The sequence below is a fragment of the Xanthomonas sp. NCPPB 3200 genome (assembly GCF_056393585.1).
Genome location: NZ_CM150785.1, coordinates 4,562,355 through 4,586,244 on the forward strand (window position 1 = coordinate 4,562,355; position 23,890 = coordinate 4,586,244).

At 65.9% G+C, this 23,890-nt stretch carries 20 protein-coding genes and 1 other RNA gene; 6 read left to right on the forward strand and 15 right to left on the reverse strand.

Annotated elements, in window-relative coordinates; translation table 11 throughout:
- Positions 1 to 19 precede the first annotated feature (19 nt).
- The 3 genes from AC06DU_RS19745 to AC06DU_RS19755 are packed head-to-tail and all read right to left on the reverse strand — an operon-like array spanning position 20 to position 2,448.
- Positions 20 to 1,603 (reverse strand): alpha/beta hydrolase, encoded by a 1,584-nt coding sequence (locus AC06DU_RS19745; protein WP_478203057.1) that lies wholly within the window; start codon positions 1,601 to 1,603, stop codon positions 20 to 22.
- A gap of 60 nt (positions 1,604 to 1,663) precedes the next feature.
- Positions 1,664 to 1,864, reverse strand: a complete 201-nt coding sequence (locus AC06DU_RS19750) for a helix-turn-helix transcriptional regulator (RefSeq protein ID WP_016903655.1) — start codon at positions 1,862 to 1,864, stop codon at positions 1,664 to 1,666.
- A complete protein-coding gene (locus AC06DU_RS19755) occupies positions 1,861 to 2,448 on the reverse strand; it encodes a hypothetical protein (protein WP_167710015.1) in 588 nt (195 codons plus the stop codon). The genes AC06DU_RS19750 and AC06DU_RS19755 overlap by 4 nt, the downstream gene beginning before the upstream one ends.
- 328 nt (positions 2,449 to 2,776) lie before the next feature.
- Here AC06DU_RS19755 and AC06DU_RS19760 point away from each other — a divergent pair, with 328 nt between their 5' ends.
- Positions 2,777 to 4,342, forward strand: coding sequence for a GH39 family glycosyl hydrolase (locus AC06DU_RS19760; protein WP_478203058.1), 1,566 nt, complete (start codon positions 2,777 to 2,779; stop codon positions 4,340 to 4,342).
- 282 nt (positions 4,343 to 4,624) lie between these two features.
- Here the strand turns inward: AC06DU_RS19760 and AC06DU_RS19765 are convergent.
- Positions 4,625 to 4,699, reverse strand: a non-coding RNA gene (locus AC06DU_RS19765) — sX9 sRNA.
- Between the two features lie 62 nt (positions 4,700 to 4,761).
- A complete protein-coding gene (locus tag AC06DU_RS19770; protein ID WP_039514053.1) occupies positions 4,762 to 5,034 on the reverse strand; it encodes a metal/formaldehyde-sensitive transcriptional repressor in 273 nt (90 codons plus the stop codon).
- A gap of 65 nt (positions 5,035 to 5,099) precedes the next feature.
- Between AC06DU_RS19770 and dmeF the strand changes: the two genes are divergently transcribed.
- The gene (gene dmeF, locus AC06DU_RS19775) at positions 5,100 to 6,098 is read left to right on the forward strand and encodes a CDF family Co(II)/Ni(II) efflux transporter DmeF (RefSeq protein WP_478203059.1); all 999 of its coding nucleotides are present in this window, start codon (positions 5,100 to 5,102) and stop codon (positions 6,096 to 6,098) included.
- Positions 6,099 to 6,358: 260 nt separating this feature from the next.
- Here dmeF and AC06DU_RS19780 read toward each other — a convergent pair whose 3' ends face one another.
- The gene (locus AC06DU_RS19780) at positions 6,359 to 7,186 is read right to left on the reverse strand and encodes a ferredoxin--NADP reductase (protein WP_161961245.1); all 828 of its coding nucleotides are present in this window, start codon (positions 7,184 to 7,186) and stop codon (positions 6,359 to 6,361) included.
- Between the two features lie 35 nt (positions 7,187 to 7,221).
- Between AC06DU_RS19780 and AC06DU_RS19785 the strand changes: the two genes are divergently transcribed.
- The 4 genes from AC06DU_RS19785 to AC06DU_RS19800 all read left to right on the forward strand — a co-directional run bounded on the left by AC06DU_RS19785 (position 7,222) and on the right by AC06DU_RS19800 (position 10,867).
- The gene (locus AC06DU_RS19785; protein ID WP_024940739.1) at positions 7,222 to 8,238 is read left to right on the forward strand and encodes an ABC transporter ATP-binding protein; all 1,017 of its coding nucleotides are present in this window, start codon (positions 7,222 to 7,224) and stop codon (positions 8,236 to 8,238) included.
- Positions 8,235 to 9,038 (forward strand): ABC transporter permease, encoded by an 804-nt coding sequence (locus AC06DU_RS19790; RefSeq protein ID WP_046345017.1) that lies wholly within the window; start codon positions 8,235 to 8,237, stop codon positions 9,036 to 9,038. Before AC06DU_RS19785 ends, AC06DU_RS19790 begins: the two co-directional genes overlap by 4 nt.
- A gap of 5 nt (positions 9,039 to 9,043) precedes the next feature.
- Positions 9,044 to 9,988, forward strand: coding sequence for a 2-dehydropantoate 2-reductase (gene panE / locus AC06DU_RS19795; RefSeq protein ID WP_435012957.1), 945 nt, complete (start codon positions 9,044 to 9,046; stop codon positions 9,986 to 9,988).
- Positions 9,989 to 10,351: 363 nt separating this feature from the next.
- Complete coding sequence (locus AC06DU_RS19800; RefSeq protein WP_024940686.1) at positions 10,352 to 10,867, forward strand: hypothetical protein; 516 nt, start codon at positions 10,352 to 10,354, stop codon at positions 10,865 to 10,867.
- Between the two features lie 6 nt (positions 10,868 to 10,873).
- Here AC06DU_RS19800 and AC06DU_RS19805 read toward each other — a convergent pair whose 3' ends face one another.
- The 9 genes from AC06DU_RS19805 to mgtE all read right to left on the reverse strand — a co-directional run bounded on the left by AC06DU_RS19805 (position 10,874) and on the right by mgtE (position 23,376).
- Positions 10,874 to 11,278, reverse strand: coding sequence for an acyl-CoA thioesterase (locus tag AC06DU_RS19805; RefSeq protein ID WP_024940687.1), 405 nt, complete (start codon positions 11,276 to 11,278; stop codon positions 10,874 to 10,876).
- 38 nt (positions 11,279 to 11,316) lie between these two features.
- The gene (locus AC06DU_RS19810) at positions 11,317 to 11,769 is read right to left on the reverse strand and encodes a hypothetical protein (protein ID WP_478203060.1); all 453 of its coding nucleotides are present in this window, start codon (positions 11,767 to 11,769) and stop codon (positions 11,317 to 11,319) included.
- 40 nt (positions 11,770 to 11,809) lie between these two features.
- The gene (locus AC06DU_RS19815; protein ID WP_024940689.1) at positions 11,810 to 12,136 is read right to left on the reverse strand and encodes a thioredoxin family protein; all 327 of its coding nucleotides are present in this window, start codon (positions 12,134 to 12,136) and stop codon (positions 11,810 to 11,812) included.
- Entirely contained in the window at positions 12,108 to 12,593 is a 486-nt protein-coding gene (locus AC06DU_RS19820) for a flavodoxin (protein WP_039521114.1), read from the reverse strand. The genes AC06DU_RS19815 and AC06DU_RS19820 overlap by 29 nt, the downstream gene beginning before the upstream one ends.
- Positions 12,594 to 12,793: 200 nt before the next feature.
- Complete coding sequence (locus AC06DU_RS19825) at positions 12,794 to 13,837, reverse strand: ribonucleotide-diphosphate reductase subunit beta (RefSeq protein ID WP_046345022.1); 1,044 nt, start codon at positions 13,835 to 13,837, stop codon at positions 12,794 to 12,796.
- A gap of 185 nt (positions 13,838 to 14,022) precedes the next feature.
- A complete protein-coding gene (locus AC06DU_RS19830; RefSeq protein ID WP_102582119.1) occupies positions 14,023 to 16,521 on the reverse strand; it encodes a ribonucleoside-diphosphate reductase subunit alpha in 2,499 nt (832 codons plus the stop codon).
- A gap of 1,371 nt (positions 16,522 to 17,892) precedes the next feature.
- Positions 17,893 to 18,933 carry a DUF475 domain-containing protein gene (locus AC06DU_RS19835; protein WP_478203061.1) on the reverse strand — a complete coding sequence of 347 codons (1,041 nt, stop codon included), beginning with the start codon at positions 18,931 to 18,933 and terminating at the stop codon, positions 17,893 to 17,895.
- A 106-nt stretch (positions 18,934 to 19,039) separates the two neighbouring features.
- Positions 19,040 to 21,748, reverse strand: a complete 2,709-nt coding sequence (locus tag AC06DU_RS19840) for a bifunctional acetate--CoA ligase family protein/GNAT family N-acetyltransferase (protein ID WP_046345026.1) — start codon at positions 21,746 to 21,748, stop codon at positions 19,040 to 19,042.
- A 260-nt stretch (positions 21,749 to 22,008) separates the two neighbouring features.
- Positions 22,009 to 23,376 carry a magnesium transporter gene (gene mgtE, locus AC06DU_RS19845; RefSeq protein ID WP_478203062.1) on the reverse strand — a complete coding sequence of 456 codons (1,368 nt, stop codon included), beginning with the start codon at positions 23,374 to 23,376 and terminating at the stop codon, positions 22,009 to 22,011.
- Positions 23,377 to 23,890: the final 514 nt, after the last annotated feature.

Genomic DNA, 23,890 nt, shown 5'->3' on the forward strand with positions numbered 1-23,890 from the left:
GTGGCGTGGTCGGTGCGGCTCATGGTTCCCATCCGTTGAACGAGGTAAACGCGGGCACGTTGTTGAGGCTGGCCACGCACTGCGCATCCAGTGCCTTGGCATTGGCGGTCTGCAGGAACTGGCCCAGCACCTTGGGCATGCAGCCCAGTCGAAACACTCCGTGGCCCTGCCCCGGCGCCACCAGGTGACGGCCATTGGGCAGGCCCTGCAGCACACGCTCGGCATAGCGCGGCGGCGTCACCGGATCCAGCTCGCCCGACAGCAACAGTACCGGCAGGTTGGATTTGAACGGTGCGGCGTCGGCAGCCGGGGTCGGCTTGGTCGGCCAGGCCTTGCAGGGCGCAAAGAACATCTGCGCCACCTCCGCTCCCAGCAAGGTGTCGTCCTTGCCGGATGGCGGCGTGTAGCGGCCGGCGTCTTCGCTGCACAGCACCGACCATTGCATCGGGCGATTCATCTGGTCGGACATGTCCGAAGCGCTCATCTGCGCCAACGCCATCAGCGAGGCGTAACGCCCTGCCGCCGCCTCGTCCAGCACCAGCGGCAACAACGAGGCGGTTTGCGGCACATACGAAAACCCGAACGCCAGGCCGACCACGGTATCGGCCGTCACCTGCTCGTGGTGCAGTTCACCGGTGCGCGGGTCGCGGTAATCCACCGCCACCGGCGCCTGACGCAAGCGCTCCACCACCTGCCGTAGCTGCGTGCGCGTGTCCACCGGAAAGCGTTTGGCGCATGCCGCGTCCTTGCGGCATTGGGTGGCCTGCAACGCGATCGCGTCTTCGAACGTGCGCGCGAACTTGCCGCCGATCACCAGATCGTTTGGCGCCACGCCATCGATCACCAGCGTGCGTGTGTGTTGCGGATAGCGCGCCGCATAGTGCTGTGCGACCCGGGTACCGTAGGAGCCGCCAATCAGGTTGAGCGTCTGCACGCCCAGTGCGGCGCGTACCGCATCTAGATCGCCAATCGCCTCGCTGGTGGTGAAATAGCGCGGATCGGCATCGTTGCGTAGCCCTTGTGCACATTGGCGTGCGTAATCGGTCAATTGCTCGGCGGTGGCGGCGCTGCTGTTTTCCAGTACGAGCGGCTTGCCGGCGGCATCGCGGCACGCAAGCGGATGCGAACCGCCGGTGCCGCGCTGGTCGACCAGGAAGATGTCGCGCCGTTTGCGGACTTCATGCAGCCCCATGTCCACGATCGCGGCGACCTGGGTGGCCGATTGTCCCGGTCCGCCGGCGATGAAGAACACCGGATCCGGCGTGCTGCCGGCGCCGGCCTCGCTTTCCAGCCAGGCGATCTTCAGATCGATGCTGCGCCCGGTCGGCGCGGCCGGGTTTTCCGGCACGCGCAGGCTGGCGCATTGCGCCTCGATATTGCCGGCCGCGCTGCCGGAACTCAGCGTGCACGGTGCAAATTGCAGCGTGCCGTAACGATTGCCTGCGGCGGTGCCGGTCTGCGGCTGCGCGAGGCCGGGCGTGGCTGCGCCCGTCTTGGTCGTGGCAGCCGTGTTTTTAGCTGGCTGGTCCGCAGGCTGGCATCCGGTTGCCAGCAATGCGATCAGCAGCGCCGCCACCAGTGTGGGTTGCTTCACCATGTTCACCATCTCTCCTGATAGTTCCTGTCCCCTGACGCCGCATCCGGTCGGGTGTGACCGGCGCGGCTACTGCCCGTCTTCGTAAAGAAAGACGTGCTCGATCGATTCCCCGAACAGACGCGCGATGCGAAATGCCAACGGCAGACTGGGATCGTACTTGCCGGTTTCCAGCGCATTGATGGTCTGCCGCGATACGCCCAGGCGTTCGCCCAACTCGCCCTGTGACCAGCCGCTGGCCTCGCGCAATTCGCGCACCCGGCTATTCATTCGAACCGTCGGGCATTGATGCTTTTGGTGATGCCGTAGATGGCGCACAACATCGGAAATACCCACAACATCGCCACCGTCGCGGGGATGTCGATCAGCTCGGCGGCCTGCAGGAACCCGCCGGTCATGTACGCGCCGCTGACCAGGCCGGCGGCAATGGCGATCGACTCCAATTCGATGCGCCGCTGCATTTCGTCCGAGTCGCGCACGTAGCGCGCCACCGCGCGGATCACCAGGGCGACCAGCACGGCCGGCAACAAGGCGATCAGCACGCGTGCCCAGCTCGGATCCACATGCGCAAGCAAATATCTCCAGAACAGCATCACCACCACATACAAGCCCATCGGCACGCCGAATTCGCGGTAATAGCGCCGCGCCAATGCCGGCCGTGTGCTGTCGCGCAGGCTGCCGCGCGACAGCAAGAGCAGCAGCGACAGCACCAGGCAGGACACGCCCGCGCCGGCACAGAGCCCGGCAAGGTGGGCACTCAGCGGCAGCAGTTGCCAACGACCGAGCGCGCTGACGGCGAGCAGGCCGGCTCCCAGGCAGAGCGCCAGTAGCGCATTGCGTCTGCAGCGGGTCATGCGCGTTGCCTCGCGCGGTCCGATGGACGCACTGGCAGGTCAGTGCCCTCCATCCCGGTATCGCTGCGCAGCGACCGCTGCGCCGACCACGCCGGTATGCACTCCCATTGCCGATGCTGCTGACGCATTCCCTTCGCCTGTCAAGTCAACTTGACAGGCACGATGCGCCGGGCGCGGCCGGCTGTCAAGCACCCTTTACACACTCGACCGCGTGCAATCCCTGCCCATCGCCACGCAACGCTGGCAGCAGGAAGACCAAGCACGCCCGTCCGCAGCACTGGGCCGGAGCTGGGTTACGCTCCGCGATCGAACATTGGCGGGAGCGGTGATGCGTCTGAAGATCTGGTTGGCAATTGCACTGAGCGGCTGCATGGCGAGCTCTGCCATGGCGCAGGCCGCCGCACCTCGCACGATCGAGCTGGATCTGGCCAGCGCCGCCGGGCCGGTCGACCGGTTCTACGACCTGTCGATCGGCTCGGACTTTCCCGGCACCTTGATCCGCAGCGACAGCCAGGCGCAACTGGTTCCGGCGGTGCAGGAGCTGGGGTTTCGCTATATCCGCTTCCACGACGTGTTCCATGACGTGCTCGGCACGGTGAAAGACGTCGACGGCACGCTCGTCTACGACTGGACCAAACTGGATCAGCTCTACGATGCGCTGCTGGCCAAGCGCATCCGTCCGTTCGTGGAATTGGGCTTTACGCCCGACGCGATGAAGACCTCCGAACAGACGCTCTTCTACTGGAAGGGCAACACCTCGCATCCGGACCCGGCCAAGTGGACGCAGCTGATCGATGCGTACGTGCGCCACATCCGTGCGCGCTACGGTGCCGACGAAGTGCGGCAGTGGTATTTCGAGGTGTGGAACGAGCCCAACCTCAAGGATTTCTGGGAGAACGCCGACCAGCAGGCCTACTTCGACCTGTATGCGAACACCGCGCGCACGATCAAGGCGATCGATCCGCAGCTGCGCGTCGGTGGCCCCTCCACCGCCGGTGCGGACTGGGTGCCGGAACTGCTGGCCTTCGTTGCCAAGCACAAACTGCCGATCGACTTCGTCACCACGCATACCTATGGCGTGGAGGGCGGCTTTCTCGATGAACATGGCAAGCAGGACGTCAAGCTGTCGGCATCGCCGGATGCCATCGTCGGCGACGTGCGCCGCGTGCGTGCGCAGATCCAGGCCTCGTCATTTCCGGATCTGCCGCTGTACTTCACCGAGTGGAGCAGCAGCTATACGCCGCGCGATTTCGTCCACGACAGCTACATCAACGCGCCCTACATCCTGACCAAGCTCAAGCAGGTGCAAGGCCTGGTGCAGGGCATGAGCTACTGGACCTACACCGATCTGTTCGAAGAACCCGGTCCGCCGCCCACGCCCTTCCACGGCGGCTTCGGGCTGATGAATCGCGAGGGCATCCGCAAGCCGGCGTGGTTTGCCTACAAGTACTTGAACGCGCTCAAGGGCCGCGATATTCCGCTGCGCGATGCGCACGCATTTGCGGCGGTGGATGGCCAGCGCATCGCCGCGCTGGCCTGGGATTGGCAGCAGCCGGTGCAGGCGGTGAGCAATACCCCGTTCTATACCAAACAGGTGCCCAGCACCGACAGCGCAGCGCTGGTCTTCCGCCTGGCACACGTGCCGGCCGGCAACTACCGGCTGCAGGTGCGCAAGACCGGCTACCGGCGCAACGATCCGCTGTCGCTGTACATCGACATGGGCATGCCCAAGGACCTGGCGCCGCGGCAGCTGGCGCAGTTGCAGCAAGCCACGCGCGACACGCCCGAGCAGGACCGGCGCGTACGCGTCGGCGCCGATGGCGTGGTGGAGATCCGCGTGCCGATGCGCAGCAACGATGTGGTGCTGATGACGCTGGAGCCGTCGGCGCGCTGAGCGCCCGGCACGCCGTTGCGCCTGCAATCAGGCGAGGCGTTGGGTGTGGATTGCGTGCGCGCAACGATGCGCGCAGTTCGGCGCGACGTCCCGACCGTGCATCGTTCGCAACATCGGATGCGTCACGCGTGCGTTGCGGCACGTCGTGCGCATCGCCGCAGGACACTGCAGGCACGACATCATCAAGGTCCAGCGCGCTGGGCCGTCGCTCAGCCCGCGCAGCGCACAAGGTTGAAATCGAATCGGCGTGATCGCTTGGACCCGATGTGCAGGACTCGAAGCGGCAAACAAAACGTAGCGCGCAGTGACCAGCGGGTGCAGACAGCGCGGAGGAACCGCAGTGCACGAGTGGTACATGCCCATTCCAAGCACCGGCCGCGCCCACCTGATGGTGAGCGCAGTCGTTTTGATGACCGCTCTTACTTGAGATAGGTCTTGAGAATGGCGGTGATGTCGTCGACCGCCAGCTCGCGCTCGCCCAGCGCCTCCGGTGCCGCGACATGGTGCTTCAAGTGCTCGCTGAGCAGCTCGACCATCAGGCCCTGCGCCGCGCCACGAAACGCCGCCACCTGCGTCAGCAACGCGGTGCAGTCCACGTCCTGCGCCAGAGCTTTCTCCAGCCCCTCCACTTGCCCGCGGATCCTGCGCACGCGGGCGAGCAGTTTGGACTTGTCCTGATTCAGATGTGCCATTGCCGTATACCCCCTGGGGGTATCTGAGATACCCTTGGGGGGTATCGTAGCCAGAGCCTCTTCCGATGTCGATCACGCACGCCGCGCCGCATTGCGCGCAGTTGCACACATTCGCCAGTGCCAACCCGCTCGCCGAGCGCAGCACCCGCAAGGCCGTCATCCTGACCGTGGTCATGATGGTGGTGGAGATTGTCGGCGGCTGGACGCTCAATTCCATGGCCCTGCTCGCCGATGGCTGGCATATGAGCTCGCACGCACTGGCGCTGGGGCTGGCACTGTTCGCCTACCGCTTCGCGCGGCGCAATGCCAACGACCTGCGTTTCAGCTTCGGCACCTGGAAGGTCGAAGTGCTGGGCGGCTATACCAGCGCCATCCTGCTGTTGGGCGTGGCTGGCCTGATGGCATTCCAGTCGCTGGAACGGCTGTTCTCGCCCAAGCCCATCCAGTACCAGGAAGCCACCGTCATCGCCGTCATCGGCCTGCTGGTCAACCTGATCTGCGCCTGGTGGTTACGCGACTCGCACGGCCACGCGCATGGTCATCACCACGACCACGCGCATGACGGTCATGGTCATGGTCATGGTCATGGTCATGGTCATGGTCATCACCACGATGGGCATGCCGATCTCAACTTGCGTGCCGCGTATCTGCACGTGGTGGCCGACGCGGCGACCTCGGTCCTGGCGATCGTCGCGCTGCTCGCCGGCATGTACTGGGGCGTGACCTGGCTGGATCCGATCATGGGCATGCTCGGCGCGGTGCTGGTCACCGTGTGGGCGTGGGGGCTGCTGCGCAGTACCGGCCGCGTGCTGCTGGATGCGGAGATGGATGCACCGGTGGTGGAAGAAGTGAAGCAGGTCATCGCCGAGCTGCCGCATGCCATCGACATCGGCGACCTGCATGTCTGGCGCGTGGGCAGCGATCGTTATGCCTGCGTCGTCAGTCTGGTCACGGCGGCCGACATCGATGCGGACCTGGTCCGCGCTGCCCTGCAGATCCACGAAGAACTGGTGCACATCACCGTCGAGCTGCAGCGCCCGCCAGCGACGCGGGCTGCAGCCTGACGATTCGGCGGCGCGCTGCATTCGGCGCCCTGCAGTAGTGAGCGCGGAAGCGGTCAGCGAGAATGCCAGCCCGAGCAGCAGTGGCTCCAGTTGCACCACGCGCCGGAGCACAGGATGCGACTGCAGCAGCGCACAGTGGGCGGGGAGGATGCCTGGGACAGCATCGCAATGCTGTCGAGCGGCCTTGAACGCGTCGGGAACCGCGTACCGGGCGCGATCGGCGGGTACTGAGCAAGCCAGCCCGGCACCGCGCGACTGGCTCAGGTTTTCGCCGGAGCCGGGCTGACGTATTTCTCGCGGCGGATCTGCGCGTTCGGCAGGCCGGCTGCCTTCAACGCCTCGATGCAGCTGTCCACCATGTCCGGGTTGCCGCACAGGTAGGCGATATCGCCCTGCGCGTCGGGCGCGCATTCGGCTAGCTGCTGCTGCACGTAACCGTGCCGCACATCGGCATGCGGCTGCTCGGGCAGCTCGCGCGAAAAACACGGCACATAGCGGAACTGCGGGTGCGCATCGGCAAACGCGCGGAAGTCGTCGCCATACAACAGCTCGGCCGGCGTGCGTGCGCCCTGCAGCAGCAGCACCTGCACGCCACGGGTGGCGATCGCCTCGGCCAGCAGCGGCAGCATCGACCGGTACGGGGTGACGCCGGTACCGGTGGCGATCAGCACATAGCGCCGGTTGTGGTCGCCCGGCGGCAGGCAGAAGCGCCCGTAGGGCCCGCTGGCCTGCAACTGGTCGCCGATCTGCAGGCCTTCGAACAGCGCGGTGGCCGAGCCGCCGGGCACGAAGCTCACCGCGATATCCACCGCCTCGCCCGGTCCGAGCGCATGGTCGTGGATGGTCGCCAGCGAATAGCTGCGCTTGGTCGGCGTGCCGTCGGCGGCATCGAAATGGATCTGGATGAACTGCCCGGGCTGGAAATCCAGCGGCTGCCCGTCGTCACGCAGGAACTGGCAGTGGGCCACGGTGGGCGCAATCATGCGCCGGTCGACAAGCTTGAGGGGGAATTGAACGGGCACGAACGTATTTGGGACAGTCTGTGATCGGGGCTTGCCCCCGCGGGCTTCTATAATAACGGCCTGCAACTCGCTGCGCCGTCACGCTGACGCGAAGGAATATCTTGAATTCTCCATCTCCGATCACCGCACCCGCGTTGCGTGTGTGCGATCTGCGCAAGACCTACGACAACGGCACCCAGGCGCTCAAGGGCGTCTCGCTGGACGTGGCGCCAGGCGATTTCTTCGCCCTGCTCGGCCCCAATGGCGCCGGCAAATCCACCCTGATCGGCATCATCAGCTCGCTGGTGAACCTGTCCGCCGGCCAGGTGGAAGTGTTCGGCACCGACCTGGTCGGCCAACGCAGCGATGCGATGCGCCTGATCGGCCTGGTCCCGCAGGAGGTCAACTTCAACCTGTTCGAAAAACCCTTCGATATCCTGGTCAATTACGCCGGCTTCTACGGCATGCCGCGCGAGCAGGCCGCCGCGCTGGCCGAAGCCGAGCTGCGCCGCTCGCACCTGTGGGAAAAGGCCCAGGTGATGAGCCGCACGCTGTCCGGCGGCATGAAGCGCCGGCTGATGATCGCCCGCGCCATGATGACCCAGCCGCGGTTGCTGATCCTGGACGAGCCCACCGCCGGCGTGGACATCGAGATCCGCCGCGACATGTGGCGCGTGCTCAAGGAGATCAACGCCGCCGGCACCACCATCATCCTAACCACGCATTACCTGGAAGAAGCCGAGCACCTGTGCCGCAACCTGGCCATCATCAACCACGGCCAGATCGTCACCCAGGGGCCGATGCGCGAACTGCTGGCCAAGCTGGACGTGGAAGGCTTCCTGTTCGATATCGACGGTGTCCTGCCGGCCGAACTACCGGTGATCGAAGGCACCACGCTCACCGCCATCGATGGCCACACGCTGGACCTGGACATGCCGCGCGCGATGGACCTCAACCGCGTGTTCGCCACGCTCGGCAGCGCCGGCATCCGGGTGCGCTCGATGCGCACCAAGAGCAATCGCCTGGAAGAGCTGTTCGTGCGCCTGACTGGTGACGCCCCGGTACCGGCCACCGCCCCCACGCCCGTCGCCCCCAACGGCACACCGCCCGCGCAGCCGCGCAGCGGAGGCCAGCCATGAACGAGATCCGCACCGTGACCGAACCCACCAACGCGCGCCGCAACTGGACTGCGCTGGGCACCATCGTGCGCCGCGAAGTGCAGCGCATCCTGCGCATCTGGGGCCAGACCCTGGTGCCGCCGGCCATCACCATGACGCTGTACTTCTTGATCTTCGGCGGGCTGATCGGCTCGCGCGTGGGCGACATGGGCGGCTACTCGTACATGCAGTTCATCGTGCCGGGCCTGGTGATGATGAGCGTGATCCAGAACAGCTACGGCAACATCTCCTCCAGCTTCTTCGGCGCCAAGTTCGGCCGGCATGTGGAGGAGCTGCTGGTCAGCCCGATGCCCAACTGGGTGATCCTGTGGGGCTACGTCTCCGGCGCGGTGCTGCGCGGGGTGATGGTCGGCGCGTTGGTGCTGATCATCGCGATGTTCTTCACCCCGGTGCGCATCCCGCATCCGCTGGTCACGCTGACCACGGTGCTGCTGGGCGCGACCATCTTCTCGCTGGCCGGCTTCGTCAATGCGGTGTACGCCAAGAAGTTCGACGACGTGGCGATCGTGCCGACCTTCATCCTGACCCCGCTGACCTATCTGGGCGGCGTGTTCTATTCGGTGAAGCTGCTGCCGCCGTGGGCCGAAGCGGCCACCCACGCCAACCCGATCTTCTACATGGTCAACGCGTTCCGCTACGGCCTGCTCGGCAGCTCGGATGTGCCGATCTGGGTCGCCTACGCGCTGATGCTGGGCTTTGTCGCGGTGCTCAGCGCGCTGGCGCTGTGGCTGCTGCGCCGTGGCGTGGGTCTGCGGAGCTGATGACGATGGCGATGCGTATCCTCATCCTCGGTGCCGGCGGCACCGGCGGTTATTTCGGCGGACGCCTGGCGCAGGCCGGGGTCGATGTGACCTTTCTGGTGCGCGATGCACGGGCCGCACAGCTGCAGGCCGATGGCCTGCGCATCCGCAGTCCGTTGGGCGATGCGGATCTGCCGGTGGCGCATGTCACCGCGCAGGACCTGCCGGCCCTGGTGGCGCAGCGGCCGTTCGATCTGGTGATCCTCAGCTGCAAGGCCTACGACCTGGATAGCGCGATCGAGGCGATTGCGCCGGCGGTGGGCGAGCACACGACGGTGCTGCCGATCCTCAACGGCCTGCGCCATTACGCGGCGCTGGACGAACGTTTCGGTGCGGCGCGGGTGCTGGGTGGGTTGTGCTTCATCAGCGCGACCAAGGGCGAGCACGGCGAAATCCTGCACCTGGGCAAGCCGGCGGCGATGACCTTCGGCGAGCGCGATGGCCGCGCCGCATCGGCACGGGTGCAGGCGCTTGCGGCGGCCTGCGCGCAGGCGGGCATCGATCATGTCGCCAGCGAGCAGATCGCGCAGGAGCAGTGGGTCAAGTACAGCTTCCTCACCGCGCTGGCGGCGGCCACCTGCCTGATGCGTGCGCCGGTCGGGGCGATCGTCGCCACCGACGACGGCCGCGCGTTGATCAACGGCCTGTACAACGAATGCCTGTGGGCCGCCGATGCGGCCGGGCAGCCGATCCCGGAAGCTGCGCGCGCCAAGGCGCTGCAGACCTTGTTGCAGGTGGATTCGCCGCTGAAGGCCTCGATGCTGCGCGATCTGGAAGCCGGCCAGGACGTGGAAGCGGCGCAGATCGTCGGCGACATGTTGAAGCGGGTGCGCGAGACAGGGCGCAACGCGCCGCTGCTGATGGCGGCCAATGTGCATCTGCAGGCGTATCAGGTGTTGCGGCATAGCTGAGGGTGTTGGGGTGTGCGTGAACCGTGCCCCCATCCGCCCTGCGGGCACCTTCCCCCGGTGGGGGACGGGCTGTGACCTGGAGCGGACGGCTTTTCGCGTGGCGCCCTCCCTCTCTGGCACCTCCACGCTTGTTGCAGCTGATTGACGCCCTTTCGGCGCTGATCGTTGAAGCGGTCTTCGCAAAGAAGCCGGTTCCTGATGCCTGCTTCGATCAGGCGCATGCGTCGCAGTGCCAACGCATGACCACTGCAAGGCGACATCGCCGCAACGCGCCACCGCCGACATGGGCATTGCCATTGCCTTCGCGCTGCAACGACGCGGTGCACACGATGCTCTGCGTCCCCCTTGCCCGTGTCGCCGCCGATGAAAGCGCTCAGCCACCTGTTCCGTGCCGGTCATTTCGTGATCCTGGCGTTTTTCGTGCTGTGCGCGGCGGGTCTGGTGGCGATGGCCGGGCTGGAGCTGTGGCATGGCTTCACCCCGGGCGGCGACATGGTGGTGCGCGACCGCTTCAACGTGGTGCTGGAGGCGATCGGCCTGCTCACCGTGGCGCTGGTGACGCTGGAGCTGGGCCAGACCATCTTCGAGGAAGAGATCCTGCGCGACGTCAAGGTCAGCGGCCCCACGCGCGTACGCCGCTACCTGTCGCGGTTCTTCGTGGTGATCGTGATTGCGCTGGCGATCGAAACGCTGGTGTCGATCTTCGAGCTGATGCACGACGACCCGGCCAAGCTGCCGTATGCGGCGGCGGTGGGCCTGTGCGCGGCGCTGTTGCTGATCGCCTGGGGCGTATTCGTCAAACTCAATCGCAGCGCCGAAGAGCTGGAGCCCGAGGCGATGGCGGAAACCAAGCGCGAGGACCGCGAGGTCGAGGAATAAGCGCCGTCAGCTGCTGACCGCGGGCAGCGGCGGCACCGTGGTCGGCTTGCCGTCGTCGCCGAGCGCGATCATCACGAAGTGGCCGCGGGTGCACAGCTCGCGTGCGCCGCTGAGCAGGTCTTCGGCGATCAGTTCCACTTCCACCTTGATCGAGCTGCGCCCCACCGCCACCACCCGCGCGATGGTTTCCACCATCTGGCCCTGGCGGATCGGCAGCTTGAAATCCACCTGGTCCGAGCGCGCGGTCACCACCGCACGGCGCGCATAGCGCGAGGCGGCCAGGAAGGCGGCCTTGTCCATCCATGCCAGCGCCTGCCCACCGAACAGCGTGCCCATGTGGTTGGTGTGGTTGGGGAACACGATCTCGGCCATGCGGGCCTCGGTCGGTGCAACGGTGGTGGAGCTGCTCATGAAGGCGGTACCGGAAGAAGGAAGGAAAGCCAGCCAGATCAGCTGCGCAGCGTTGGCAGGAAGCTCAGGTCCATGTGGTAGCGCGCTGGGCGTCGTGGATCGACCAGGACCCGCAGCGGTTGCCCGTCGACCAGAAACGGCTGCGGATCGATCCACAGGTTGTCGCTGCGATACTCAGTCAGGGTGTTGTGCGTGCGGTCTTGGCGATGGGCAAGGATACGGAACGGGTGCACGCCGTTGACCTGCAAGGACGCATTGCGTTCGACGCACACCAAACGCGCTTCCACCACCGTGCCATACCGGCGCAACCACGCAGCACGCCGCGCATGCCAGACGCGATAACCGAGGATGCCGCCCCCCACGCCGCCGAACGCCACACCCAGCAGCAACAGGATCCAGCGCGCCTGATCGGGCAACAGCGCCGCACCGGTCAACAACCCCAGCCCCGCCAGCAGGAAGCTCCAGGCGACGATAGCGACGGTGGCGTTCATCGCCGGAAGCCTGCGCGGTTGCGATGGACTTCCGGCGCGCTCACAGCCCGCTACGGACCGCCGCTTCGACCTGCGCCGGCGACTGGAAACCGGGGAGACGTGTCACTTCCGCGCCGTCCTTGAACAAGGCCAACGTCGGCGTCTGCCGCAGGCCCAGACTGCGAAAGAACTCCTCGCCAACCACTTCCAGCTTCACCTTGAGCAGTGCGACGCCTGCTGCGTCCTCGCTCGCGGCGAACTTGGTCAGCGACATGTCGAGCATCTTGCAGCCCGGGCAATTGTCCTTGTAGTAGTCGACCAGCAAGCGCGGATGCGCGGCCAGGGCGGCGGTGTAGTGCTCAGGCGACGTGACGGTAATGGTCTGCATCATGGGGATCGTTCTTGCATTGGGCCAGGACCTCGTCGGTCCAGGCGGCGATGGCCTGCGCGTCGCGCTGGCCGTGGGGCATCTGTTCGATGGTCAAACGTGGAAACGGGCTGGCGAAGAACTGAGCGATGCGATGCACCGCGCCGCAAAAATAGTCCTCGCCCCATTGCGTTTCGCCGGTGCCGAACACCGCCACCCGCGGCGGCTTGCCCAGCGTCTCGACCAACTCGACGATGAAGCGTTTCATCTCTGCCGGCGTACGGCCGCCGTTGTCGGTCCAGCTACCGAGCAGAAACAGTTCGTACTGCCCCGGCGCATGCGGCACCTGCGCCAGCGTCTGCACATCGGTTTCCACCCAGGTCACCGCATGCCCGGCCGCTTCGCAGCGCAGTGCAACACTGCGCGCGACATCGCGCGTGTTGCCGCTCAACGAGGCCAGTGCGAGCAGGATGTTCATGGGGCGGGGATTCGGGAGTCGTGATTAGGGATTCGTCTAAAGCAGGGATTGGAGAGTCGAACTGGAGATTCGTCAAAGCACATCAAGTTGCTGTTGCAAATCCCGCCTACCCACTCTCCAATCCCGGATCTTGATGATTCGTAAAGCGCATCGATGCGGCTGCGACGAATCCCAAATCCCGAATACCTAATCCCGGCTCCTCACAGATCGTCGAAGCCGTTATCCGAGTTGGTCTTCTTGTACGAGGCATTCCGCATCTCAAAGAAGTCGGTCTTGGTTTCGGTGAAGTTGTCGGCGTAGGCCTTGATCCACGGCATCACGTTGTCGTTGGCGCCTTCGTACAGCTTCTCGATGCCGAGCATGCCGGCCATCTTGTTGGCGCGGTACTTCACGTAGCGGATCATCTCGTCGACGTCGATGCCGTCGATGCCGTCCAGCACTTCGGCGGTCCACTGGGTTTCCAGGTCGATCGCGTGCTCGAAGGCCTTGTGCACGTAGTCGGTGAGCTGGTCGCCCTGCAATGCCTGGTTCTCGCCGATGATGGCGCGAATCAGCTCGCTGATGAACTTGGAGTGGGCCAGCTCGTCGCGGTTGATGAAGCTGATGATCTTGCCGGTGCCGGTCATGCGGTTCTGGCGGACCAGATTGTAGAAATACGCAAAGCCGGAATAGAAATTGATGCCTTCCAGGATCGAGGACTGGATCAGCGCGCGGATCAGCGTTTCGGCCGTCTTGTCGCGCATGAAGTCTTCGTAGGCGCCCATGATCGGCGCATTGCGCTTGATGATGGTCGGATGCGTGCGCGCGATCTCGAACACGCGGTTCTGATCGGCCAGGCCGGTGATCGAGGCCAGCACGTAGCTGTAGCTCTCGTTATGGATCACTTCCTGCTGGCCGATGATCGCGGCATTGGCATGCGCGGCCGGGTCGGTGATGTATTCGGCGACGTTGTAGATGAAGCGCGTCTGCGGCGAATCCAGCGTGGCCAGCAGGCCGATGATCGAGTCGTAGGCGTTCTTTTCGCGCGCCGACAGCTCGTTGTACTGGCGCGCGTCGCCCTTCATGTCCACTTCGTCGGGGATCCAGAAGTTGGTCGACAGCTCCTTGTAAGCCCGATAGAAGGACGGGTACGGGATGTCGTTCCAGTTGAGGATGCCGGACGTCTGGCCATTGATGATGGCGGTGGAGCGGTTCGGGTGACGCGGCTCCAGGATCTTGATGCGCTCAAGCGATGTTGCGGACATGGGTTTCTACTCGTGTTTCAGGCGTCGCGCGTACGGCGGCGCAACAAATCAATCTGGAGGAAAGCCCCCTGAGTCAGGGGGCGCGCCGAAGACGCGGGGGTGTGGGAGCTGGTGAAGCAGGGTCCACGGTTCGCAACGCGAACCGTGGAAGCGAAGCGCGAATGCGCTTAGCTACTGCATGCGCTTTAGCTCGAACACCACTCGCATTCGCTGATGTCGATGTCGTTGGAGCGCACGTAGTACGTGGTCTTCAGGCCTTCGCGCCAGGCGGTCATGTGCAGGTCCAGCAAGGTGCTCGCACGGATGGTGCTGGGCACGTAGAAGTTGAAGCTGATCGACTGGTCGACGTGCCGCTGGCGACGCGCGTTCTGGCGCACGCTGGCGAACTGGTCGACCTTGTAGGCGCCCTTTTCGTAGTACGGCCAGGTTTCCAGCGACAGGCCCGGAGCGGCGACCGGACGACGGAAGTCCTTCTTCTCTTCGTAGTAGAACGCGCTGTAGATCGGGTCGATCGAGGCGGTGGAACCGGCGATCTGCGCGGTGCTCATGTTCGGCGCAACTGCCAGCATCCAGGCATTGCGCACGCCGTTGACCGCCACCTGTGCGGACAGCTCCAGCCACTGCGGGCTGTTGTAGTCACGCGCACGGAAGTACTCGCCGGTGTGCCAGTCGCTGCCGCGGAACACGCTGTAGGTGCCCTTTTCCTTGGCCAGCTCCATGCTCGCCTGCACGGTCAGATAGTTGATGCGCTCGTACAGCTCGTCGCTGTAGTCCTCGGCTTCCTTGGCATTCCAGTGGATGGACTTCTGCGCCAGCAGATGGTGCCAGCCGAAGGTGCCCAGGCCGATGGCGCGGTACTTCTGGTTGGTGATGGTGGCCTGCGGCACCGGCAACTGATTCAGATCGATCACGTTGTCGAGCATGCGCACCTGGATCGGGATCAAGCGCTCCAGCACGTCGGCGCCCAGCAGATCGGCCTGGTCTGCCTGCACGGTGATCGCACGGCCCAGGTTGATCGAGGACAGGTTGCACACGACGAAGTCGCCGGCCTTCTTGGTGGTGACGATCTGATTGCCGCTGATGATCTCCTGCATCATCCGCGTCGGACTCATGTTCTGCAGGATCTCGGTGCACAGGTTGGACGAATAGACCATGCCCTCGTGCTTGTTCGGGTTCTTGCGATTGACTTCATCGCGATAGAACATGAACGGGTTGCCGGTTTCCAGCTGGCTGACCATGATCCGCTTGAAGATCTCGATCGCCTTGACCGTCTTGCGGGTGATGCGCTCGTCGGCAACCACTTCCTCGTACTTGCGACGGAAGCTGCTGTTGGCGTCGCCCTTCTTCTCGTCGTAGAAGTCCTGCAGGTACCAGCCCTTGATCCGCTTCACTTCGTGCGGATCGAACAGGTACCAGTCGCCGCGACGCTCGACCGCTTCCATGAACAGGTCGGGGATGCACACCGAGGTGAACACGTCGTGCGCGCGCAGACGCTGGTCGCCGTTGTTCAGGCGCAGATCCAGGAACGCCTCGATGTCGCGGTGGAAGATGTCCAGATAGACCGCGATGGCGCCCTTGCGCTGGCCCAGCTGATCCACCGACACCGCAGTGTTGTTGAGCTGCTTGATCCACGGCACCACGCCGCCGGAGGAATTGGACACGCCGCGGATCGCCGAACCGGACGAACGCACATAGCCCAGGTACGCGCCCACGCCGCCGCCGTGCTTGGACACGCGCGCCACGTCGGTATTGGAGTCGTAGATGCCCTGCAGGCTGTCGTCGACGGTGTCGATGAAGCAGCTCGACAGCTGGCCGCCGACCTTGCCGGCATTGGCCAGGGTCGGGGTGGCCACGGTCATGTACAGGTTGGACAGCGCCCAGTAGGCCTCGCCGACCAACTGCATGCGGCGCTCGCGGCTGCCCTTGCCGTTGCCGATCTCGTCCTGCATCAGGTACAGCGCGATGGTCAGCCAACGCTCCTGCGGCAGCTCGAACACGCCGCGCGAGTTGTCGGTGGCCAGGTAACGCGTGGCCAGCAGGTACAGGCCGTTGTAGGCGAACAGCTTGTCGCGCTCAGGCTCGATCATCTTGCCGGCTTCGATCAGCTCGTCCTTGGAGTAGCGGCGCAGGATGTCGTTGGAATAGACATTGCGGTCGGCCAGGCTCTCCTGCAGGCCGACGAACGAGCCGTACTTCTGGCTGGCGTCGTAGAAACGGTTGCGGCTGGCGCGCTTGTACAGGCGGCGCAGGTACAGGCGCGCGGCAAAGTGCTCCCACTCCGGGGTGGTCAGATCGACGCGGGCCTCGGCCTCGCGGATCAGGTGGTCGACCAGATCGTCAGCGTTGACGCTGTCCTTGCGGTCGACGAAGCCGAACACCGAGCGCTTGTAGTCGGCCACGTCCAGCTGCGGGAATTCGGCATGGATCTGGTCGATGGCGCGCTCCAGGCGCTCCGGCTCGAACGGAATCCGACGGTTGCCGGCTTCCTTGGTGATCCAGGTGGCGACGGCTTGTTCTTCGATGGTCTGTGCGTGCATTGCAATGGCTTGGCGGGGAGGCGGCACGATGTCCGACGGGTCGGTCAATTCCGGCGCGCCGCAACCGGGCGCGCTGACACTGGCGGGAACGCTGGTGGGTGTTGCGGTACCGGCGGCGATCGCGGCAAGGGTGTCGTTGGTGGTCATGCGTCCTCCATGCGTAGGCACACGAACCCGGCTGGGGACGGGTTGCGGCCGGATCCGGATTCCCTGGACAGCGATGGCGGTGCGCGACGACCAGCACGCAAGACCCACGGTCTGCGGCGGCATCGCCTTCACCAGCCATCTCCTTACCGGAGATTCCACGGCCGCCACCGCGCGGTGTGCTGTCGCGCAGTGGTCGGTGGCGAAACAACCGCGGCGCAACGAGACCACGCCGCCCGCTCCAGGCGACGCCCGGATGGCTGTGATCGTTCGTTGCTGCCGCCGCGGAGAGGCGTTTGATTGGCAACCTGCTGCAAATCATGCTCTCACTGGTCCGGACGCCTTGGGGCGACCAACCACCGACTCCCCCAAGATAGTGGGGTCCCCCGGAGGGGTCAACACCAAATGTAGGAAAATCCCGAAAACCCTTACAGCACAAAGCACTGTCTGACGAACGGTCGGCGCAAGGCTGCGAACCCGTCCAATTGGACTGCGCAGTCAAGGCCCAAACCGGTAATTCTATCGATCAGTTGGGTCCGGTTGGGTTGGCTGCGACACCCATTGACACTAAAGCCGGTCACGGTTGGCCGTGACTGTCTCAGGCGGCACCGCACGCCTGGGGCGCCTGCCCGGACACCGGCAATGGGAGGAACTCGCCGCTGCCGACGTTGGGTCGAGGGCGCGGCGCCCTCACCGCTCGCGGGACACGCCGTGAACCCCTCCCTGGGGGCTCGGCGGCGGCATCCATGCCGCCACACGGTCCCGCAATCGGCGAGGACACCGCACCAGACTGCTGGTCGGTGGTCGCGTGAAAGCTGCTGTAGCGCATTGCGCATCGGACGCTGAGCCGGCGCGTCATGATCGAACAACGCGCATCAAGCACGGCTCCTACCGTGCACACCGACCATCTCGACTGGTCCTTGCCCGCCCACCGTCGCGGGACCTTACGCGGCATGGATGCCGCGTAAGAGCCTACATGGACGTACTTGCGGCGTGTCCCGCGAGGGTGGGCGGGCAAGGGCTCGGTAGCAAACTCACAGCGCCGAGAGCCTGGCGAGGACAACGCACCGGTTGCCGGCTGCTTCGCTAAAAACCATGCGCGCCGGCCAACTCAACTGGTCCTTGTCCGCCCACCGTCGCGGGACCTTACGCGGCATGGATGCCGCGTAAGAGCCTACAAGGACGTACTTGCGGCGTGTCCCGCGAGGGTGGGCGGGCAAGGGCCCTGCAGCAAACCCACAGCGTCGAGGTTGGGCGTGCAAAGGCAATGCAGCCAAGCCACAGAACTAGCGACGCCCGCCCGATGGCCATGAAGACGCTGTCAGCCGCTCTCAAGTCAACAGCATTACGCCCTGAGCGCGGCCATGCGCGAGATCAGATCTCGGTCGGGCCGATGTGGTGGCGCTTGCGGTAGCGGATCGACGACCACACCGAGGCGGCGATGAAGGCCACGCCGATCAGGCCGGTCAGCACTTCCGGCACGTGGTACACGGTGCCGACCAGCATGATGATCGCCAGCACGCCGATGGCGTAATGGGCGCCGTGCTCCAGGAACACGAACTCGTCCAGCGTGCCCTTGTGCACCAGATAGACCGTCATCGAACGCACGAACATCGCACCGATCGCCAGGCCCAGCATGATGATGACCACATCGCGGGTGATCGCAAACGCGCCGATCACCCCGTCGAACGAGAACGAGGCGTCCAGCACTTCCAGGTACAGGAAGGCGGCAATGCCCGAGCGCTTGGCCGGGCCCATGCCGTCTTCGCTCTCTTCGGACTCGAACAAGGCATCCACGCTGCCGACCAGCAGGTACAGCAGGATGCCGCCCAGGCCGGCGAACAGCACGCTCTGGAAGATGGCCTCGGGCAGGAACAGCTTGGTGCACAGCAGCACCGTCACCGCCACGATCACCGACATCGCATCGGCCTTGCCCAGCTTGCCGACCAGCCGTTCCACCGGGCCGAGCCAGTGCAGCTTGCGCTCCTGGTCGAACAGGAAGTTCAGGAATACCAGCAACAGGAACATGCCACCGAAGGCGGCAATGGACGGGTAGTTGTCGGTCAGCACCTGGCTGTAGCGGTCCGGCTCCTTCAGCGCCATCTGCATCACCGGCACCAGGCCCATGCCGGTGGCCACCGACACGATCACGATCGGAAACACCAGGCGCATGCCGAACACCGCGATCAGGATGCCGACGGTGAGGAACAGCTTCTGCCAGAACGCGTTCATGTGCTTGAGCACGCCAGCGTTGACCACCGCGTTGTCGAACGACAACGACACCTCCAGCACGCTCAGCACCAGGCACAGCCACAGCGCCTGCCACAGTCCCATTGCGGTGGTGTGGCCCCACCAGGCGGCAACGCCCAGGCAGATGGCGGCGACTAACAACGACATTCTGAACTCGCGAAACATTGACACTCCCAGGCGGGCCGAGACGACAGCCGAAGCAACCGGCCAGGGTGAGGCCCGGCAGATCCGGCATGCGGTGGAGGATGGGGGACCGCGGCGTGACGCAGGGTCAGGCCGGGCGTGGCTCGCCCATTATAGGGAGTGTCACCGCCATCAGGGTCGCATCGTCCGGATCCGGGCGGACCCCGAAGCCCAGGCTCTGGCACATTGCCAGCATGGTGCGGTTCTCGCGCAGCACCTGGCCTTCGATCTGCTTCAGGCCCAGCCAGCGCGCGTACTCGATCATGATGCGCATCAGCTGCCAGCCGATGCCGTGGCCCTTGAGGTCGGAGCGGATCAGGATGCCGTATTCGCCGCGCTCGTAGTCGGCGTCGGCATGCAGCCGCACCGCGCCGAGCATGTCGCCGGTCTTGGGGTCGATGGCCACCAGCGCGATCGAGCGCGCGTAATCGAGCTGGGTCAGCCGCGCGATGAATTCGTGGCTGAAATGCTTGACCGACTGGAAGAAGCGCAGCCGCAGGTCCTCGTCGGTGACCCGTGCGAAGAACGCGCGGAACAGCGCGTCGTCCTCCGGGCGCACCGGGCGCACCAGCGCATGCGTGCCATCGCCCAGCCCGATCTGGCGCTCCCATTCCTTCGGGTACGGGAAGATCGCAAAACGCGGATGGCCGCGGCCCTTGTGCAGCTTGCGCGCCGGCGCCACCGCCACGCGCGCGTCCAGCGCGATCACGCCATCGCGGTCGGCCAGCAGCGGGTTGATGTCCAGCTCGGTGATCTCGGGGATGTCGGCGGCCAGCTGCGCCAGCTTGACCAGCACCAACGCCACCGCGCGCTCGTCGGCGGCCGGCACGTCGCGGTAGGCCTTGAGGATGCGCGACACCCGCGTGCGGCCGATCAGCTCGTGGGCCAGGCGTAGATCCAGCGGCGGCAACGCCAGCTCACGGTCGTTGATCACTTCCACCGCGGTGCCGCCGCGGCCGAACACGATCGCCGGGCCGAACACCGGGTCGTCGGCGATCCCGGCGATCAGTTCGCGCGCCTTGGGCCGCAGCACGGTGGGCTGCACGATCACTCCTTCGATCAGCGCATTGGGGTGCGCGGCGCGCGCACGCGCCAGGATGCCGGTCGCCGCTTCGCGCACCGCCGCCACGCTGGACAGGTTCAGGCGCACGCCATCCACATCGGACTTGTGCGCGATGTCGCTGGACAGCACCTTCAAGGTCACCGTGCGGCCGACGGCCAGTAACGGGTCGGCCAGCAATGCGGCCTCGTTGGCGGTGGCGGCCACCTGCAGCGGCACGATCGGGATGCCGTAGGCGGCCAGCAGGCGGTTGGTGGCGACCGGGTCCAGCCAGCGCCGACCGGCGGCCAGGGCGTCGTCGACCACCGCCCGGGCGATGCCGGCATCCACCACGAAATCTTCCGGCAGGCTGGGCGGGGTCTCCATCAACGCCGCCTGCGCCTCGCGGTAGCGCACCAGGTGGGTGAAGCCGCGCACCGCGTCCGACTCGGTGGCATAGGTGGGCACGCGCGCGGCATTGAGCGCGGCGATTGCCGCATCGTCCTGGCCCAGCCATACGGCAAACACCGGCTTTTCGCGCTGGTAGCGGTTGCGTTGGTCCAGCGCGCGGGTCAGCGCCTTGGCCGCATCGGCCGAGGAGGTGAACGCGGTGGGCACGTTGACCACCAGCAGCGCGTCGTTCTCCGGATCGTCCAGCAAGGCTTCGATCGCCGCCGCATAACGCGGCCCGTCGGCATCGACGATGATGTCGACCGGATTGCTGCGCGACCAGCCCTGCGGCAGCGACTGATCCAGCCGCTCCAGCGTCTTGGCCGACAGCTCGGCCAGGGTGCCGCCGCGCAGCACCAGCTGATCCACCGCCAGCTGCCCCACCCCGCCGCCGTTGCTGAGGATGGCCAGCCGCCGGCCGGGAAAACTGCCGAGCCGGCCCAGGGTTTCGGCGGCGGCGAACAGCTCGTCCAGCGCGCCCACCCGCAACAGGCCGGCACGTGCGAATGCCGCGCCATACACCGCGTCCGAGCCGGCCAGCGCCTGCGCGTGGGTGTCGGCATTGGGATTGATACGGAACTGGCGCCCGGACTTGACCACCACCACCGGCTTGGCGCGCGCGGCGGCGCGTGCGGCCGACATGAACTTGCGCGCATCGCCGATGCGTTCGACGTACAGCAGGATCGCGCGGGTACGGTAGTCGGTGGCGAAGTAGTCGAGCAGATCGCCGAAATCCACATCCAGCGTATCGCCCAGCGACACCACCGCCGAGAACCCCACCGAGCGCGCCACGCCCCATTCCACCAAGGCTGCGGCAATCGCGCTGGATTCGGAGATCAGCGCCAGGTCGCCGGCCTGCGGGCAATGCGCGGCGATGCTGGCATTGAGCCGCGCATGCGGGGCGATCACGCCCAGGCAGTGCGGGCCGAGGATGCGCATGCCCTTGGCGCGCGCGGCCGCCTCCATGCGCGCGGCCGGCGAGCCCGGGCCGTTGCCCAGCCCGGCGGTGAGGATGATCGCCGCGGCCACCCCGCGCCGCGCCGCGATCGACACGATGCGCGGCACGATGCGCGCTGGCGCGGTGATCACCACCAGGTCCGGCACCCAGGGCAGATCGGTCAGCCGCGCCACCGTGCGCACGCCATCGATCTCGCTGTAACGCGGGCTCACCCAGCCGATCTGCCCGGGAAACCCGGCCGCGCGCAGGTTGCGCACCACCGCCCGCCCGGCCGAGCGATCGCGCGGACTGCCGCCGACCACCGCCACGGTGGTGGGACGAAAGACCTGCTGCAGGTGGTAGGTACTCATCGTGCGGAAGAGAACAATGCCATCGCGCTACGGTACACGCACTGATGGATCCAGGCATCGGCGCGCTGTGCACCATGAGTGTGTCACGCCGGGGTCACCACCCCAACCGGGGGTGCAGAGGCATCGCCAGAGTCGGCGATGCGCCAGGCCGATGCACCTGATGCGCCAAGGACGCAGGCATTCACCCTTCCGGTCAGTCGAGACACGTCCGGCATGGATAGAGGCCTGGCGACTGCTCGCCAGGCCTCCAAGGCAACCGATTACAACAGCGTGCCACTCAAGATCGCCGCGGCAATGCTGAAATAGATCACCAGCCCGGTGACATCCACCAGCGTGGCCACGAACGGCGCCGAGGCGCTGGCCGGGTCGAAGCCGAGCCGTTGCAGCACGAACGGCAGCATCGAGCCGGACAGCGAGCCGAAGGTGACGATGCCGATCAGCGCCGCGCCGATGGTCAGCGCCACCATCTGCCAGTGCGGGCCGTAGTCGTACAGGCCGGCGGTCTGCCAGATGGTGATGCGCACGATCGCCAGGAGGCCCAGGATGGTGCCCAGGGTGAGCCCGGTCGGCAGCTCGCGCAGCGCCACCTTCCACCAGTCGCCCAGGCGCAGCTCGCGCAGTGCCAGCGAGCGGATCAGCAGCGAGGTGGCCTGCGAGCCGGAGTTGCCGCCCGAGCTCATGATCAGCGGAATGAACAGGGTCAGCACCACCGCCTTGGACAGCTCGTCCTCGAAGTGCTGCATCGCGCTGGCGGTGAGCATTTCGCCCAGGAACAGTACGCTCAGCCAACCGGCGCGCTTCTTGATCATCTGACCGAAGCCGATCTGCATGTAGGGCTTGTCCAGCGCTTCCATGCCGCCGAACTTGTGCACGTCCTCGGTGGATTCGGCGATCAATGCGTCCAGCACATCGTCCACGGTGACGATGCCGAGCACATGGCCGTGCGCATCCACCACCGGGATAGCCAGCAGGTCGTGGCGGCGGATCAGGCGGGCGACTTCTTCCTGGTCCAGTGCCGGGTCCACCGTGACCGGCGGATTGACCTGCGCCACGTCCAGGATCGGCGCATCCGGCGCGCCGGTGATCAGCCGGCGCATGGTGACCACCTGGGTCAGCACGCGGCTATGCGGGTCGAGCAGATAGATTGCATAGACCGTCTCGCGGCTGCGCTCCACCTCGCGGATGTGCTGCAACGTACGGCCCACCGTCCAGTCGGCCGGCACCGCCACGAACTCGGTGGTCATCAGCGCGCCGGCGGTATTGGGCGGGTAGCGCATCAACGCCTGGATCGACAGCCGCGCCTCGGCACTGAGCAGCCACAGCAGCGGCTGGCGCTGCTCGGCATCCAGGCCATGGAAGATGTCGGTGGCGCGGTCGTCGGCCATCTGCCCGAGCAGGGAGGCGGCCTGCTCGGCCGGCAGCAGCGCGACCAGCGCGCTGGCGGCATGCAGCTCGGGTTGTTCGAGCAATTTCACCGCACGCGGCTGCGGCAGCGCGGCCAGCACCTGTGCGGCCTCGTCGCGGTCGAGGGTGTTGAGGTATTCCACCGCATCGGCCGTGTTGAAGTCGGCGATGGGTGCGATCAAGGCATCGACGCCTTGGGCAAGGCGCAGGGTTTCGTTGTGCATGGTGGTTCGCCTGGTGACGACCGTCGTCGATGACAGCCGGCGAACCTGAGCCTCAGGCGTGCGCCAGCTGGGTCATCGACCCGGGTCTAGGGTGACTGTCGCTGGACATGAGTAAGGGCTCCGAAAAGTGCGTACCGGCCGGTGATCCGGGCGGCAGCGCGGCGCAGTCTGCGCGCCTGCGCCCGCTTGGTCAATGCCCTGCGCAGGCCATGCTCAGCGGGCGTCCAGGCGGACGCCACAACGCCGGGCCTGTCATGTCGACAAGCGACTGCACTGCACCCGACGACCGGCCGTGCGCGACCGACCAGGACCGTGGGTCATTGCCTGCAACGGCGGCTGCGTGCACGCATGCAATGCGGAACGACGTGGCGACATGCGGCTCAGTCATGCGGACCACGTGGCGCATTGCTGCCCGCGATGTGGTGCTGCCGGCTTGCATCACCGGACCAGAGCACACCGCCAATCCACACAGTTGCACGCAGCGCACGCCGATCCAGGCCAGCAGCCGACCGCG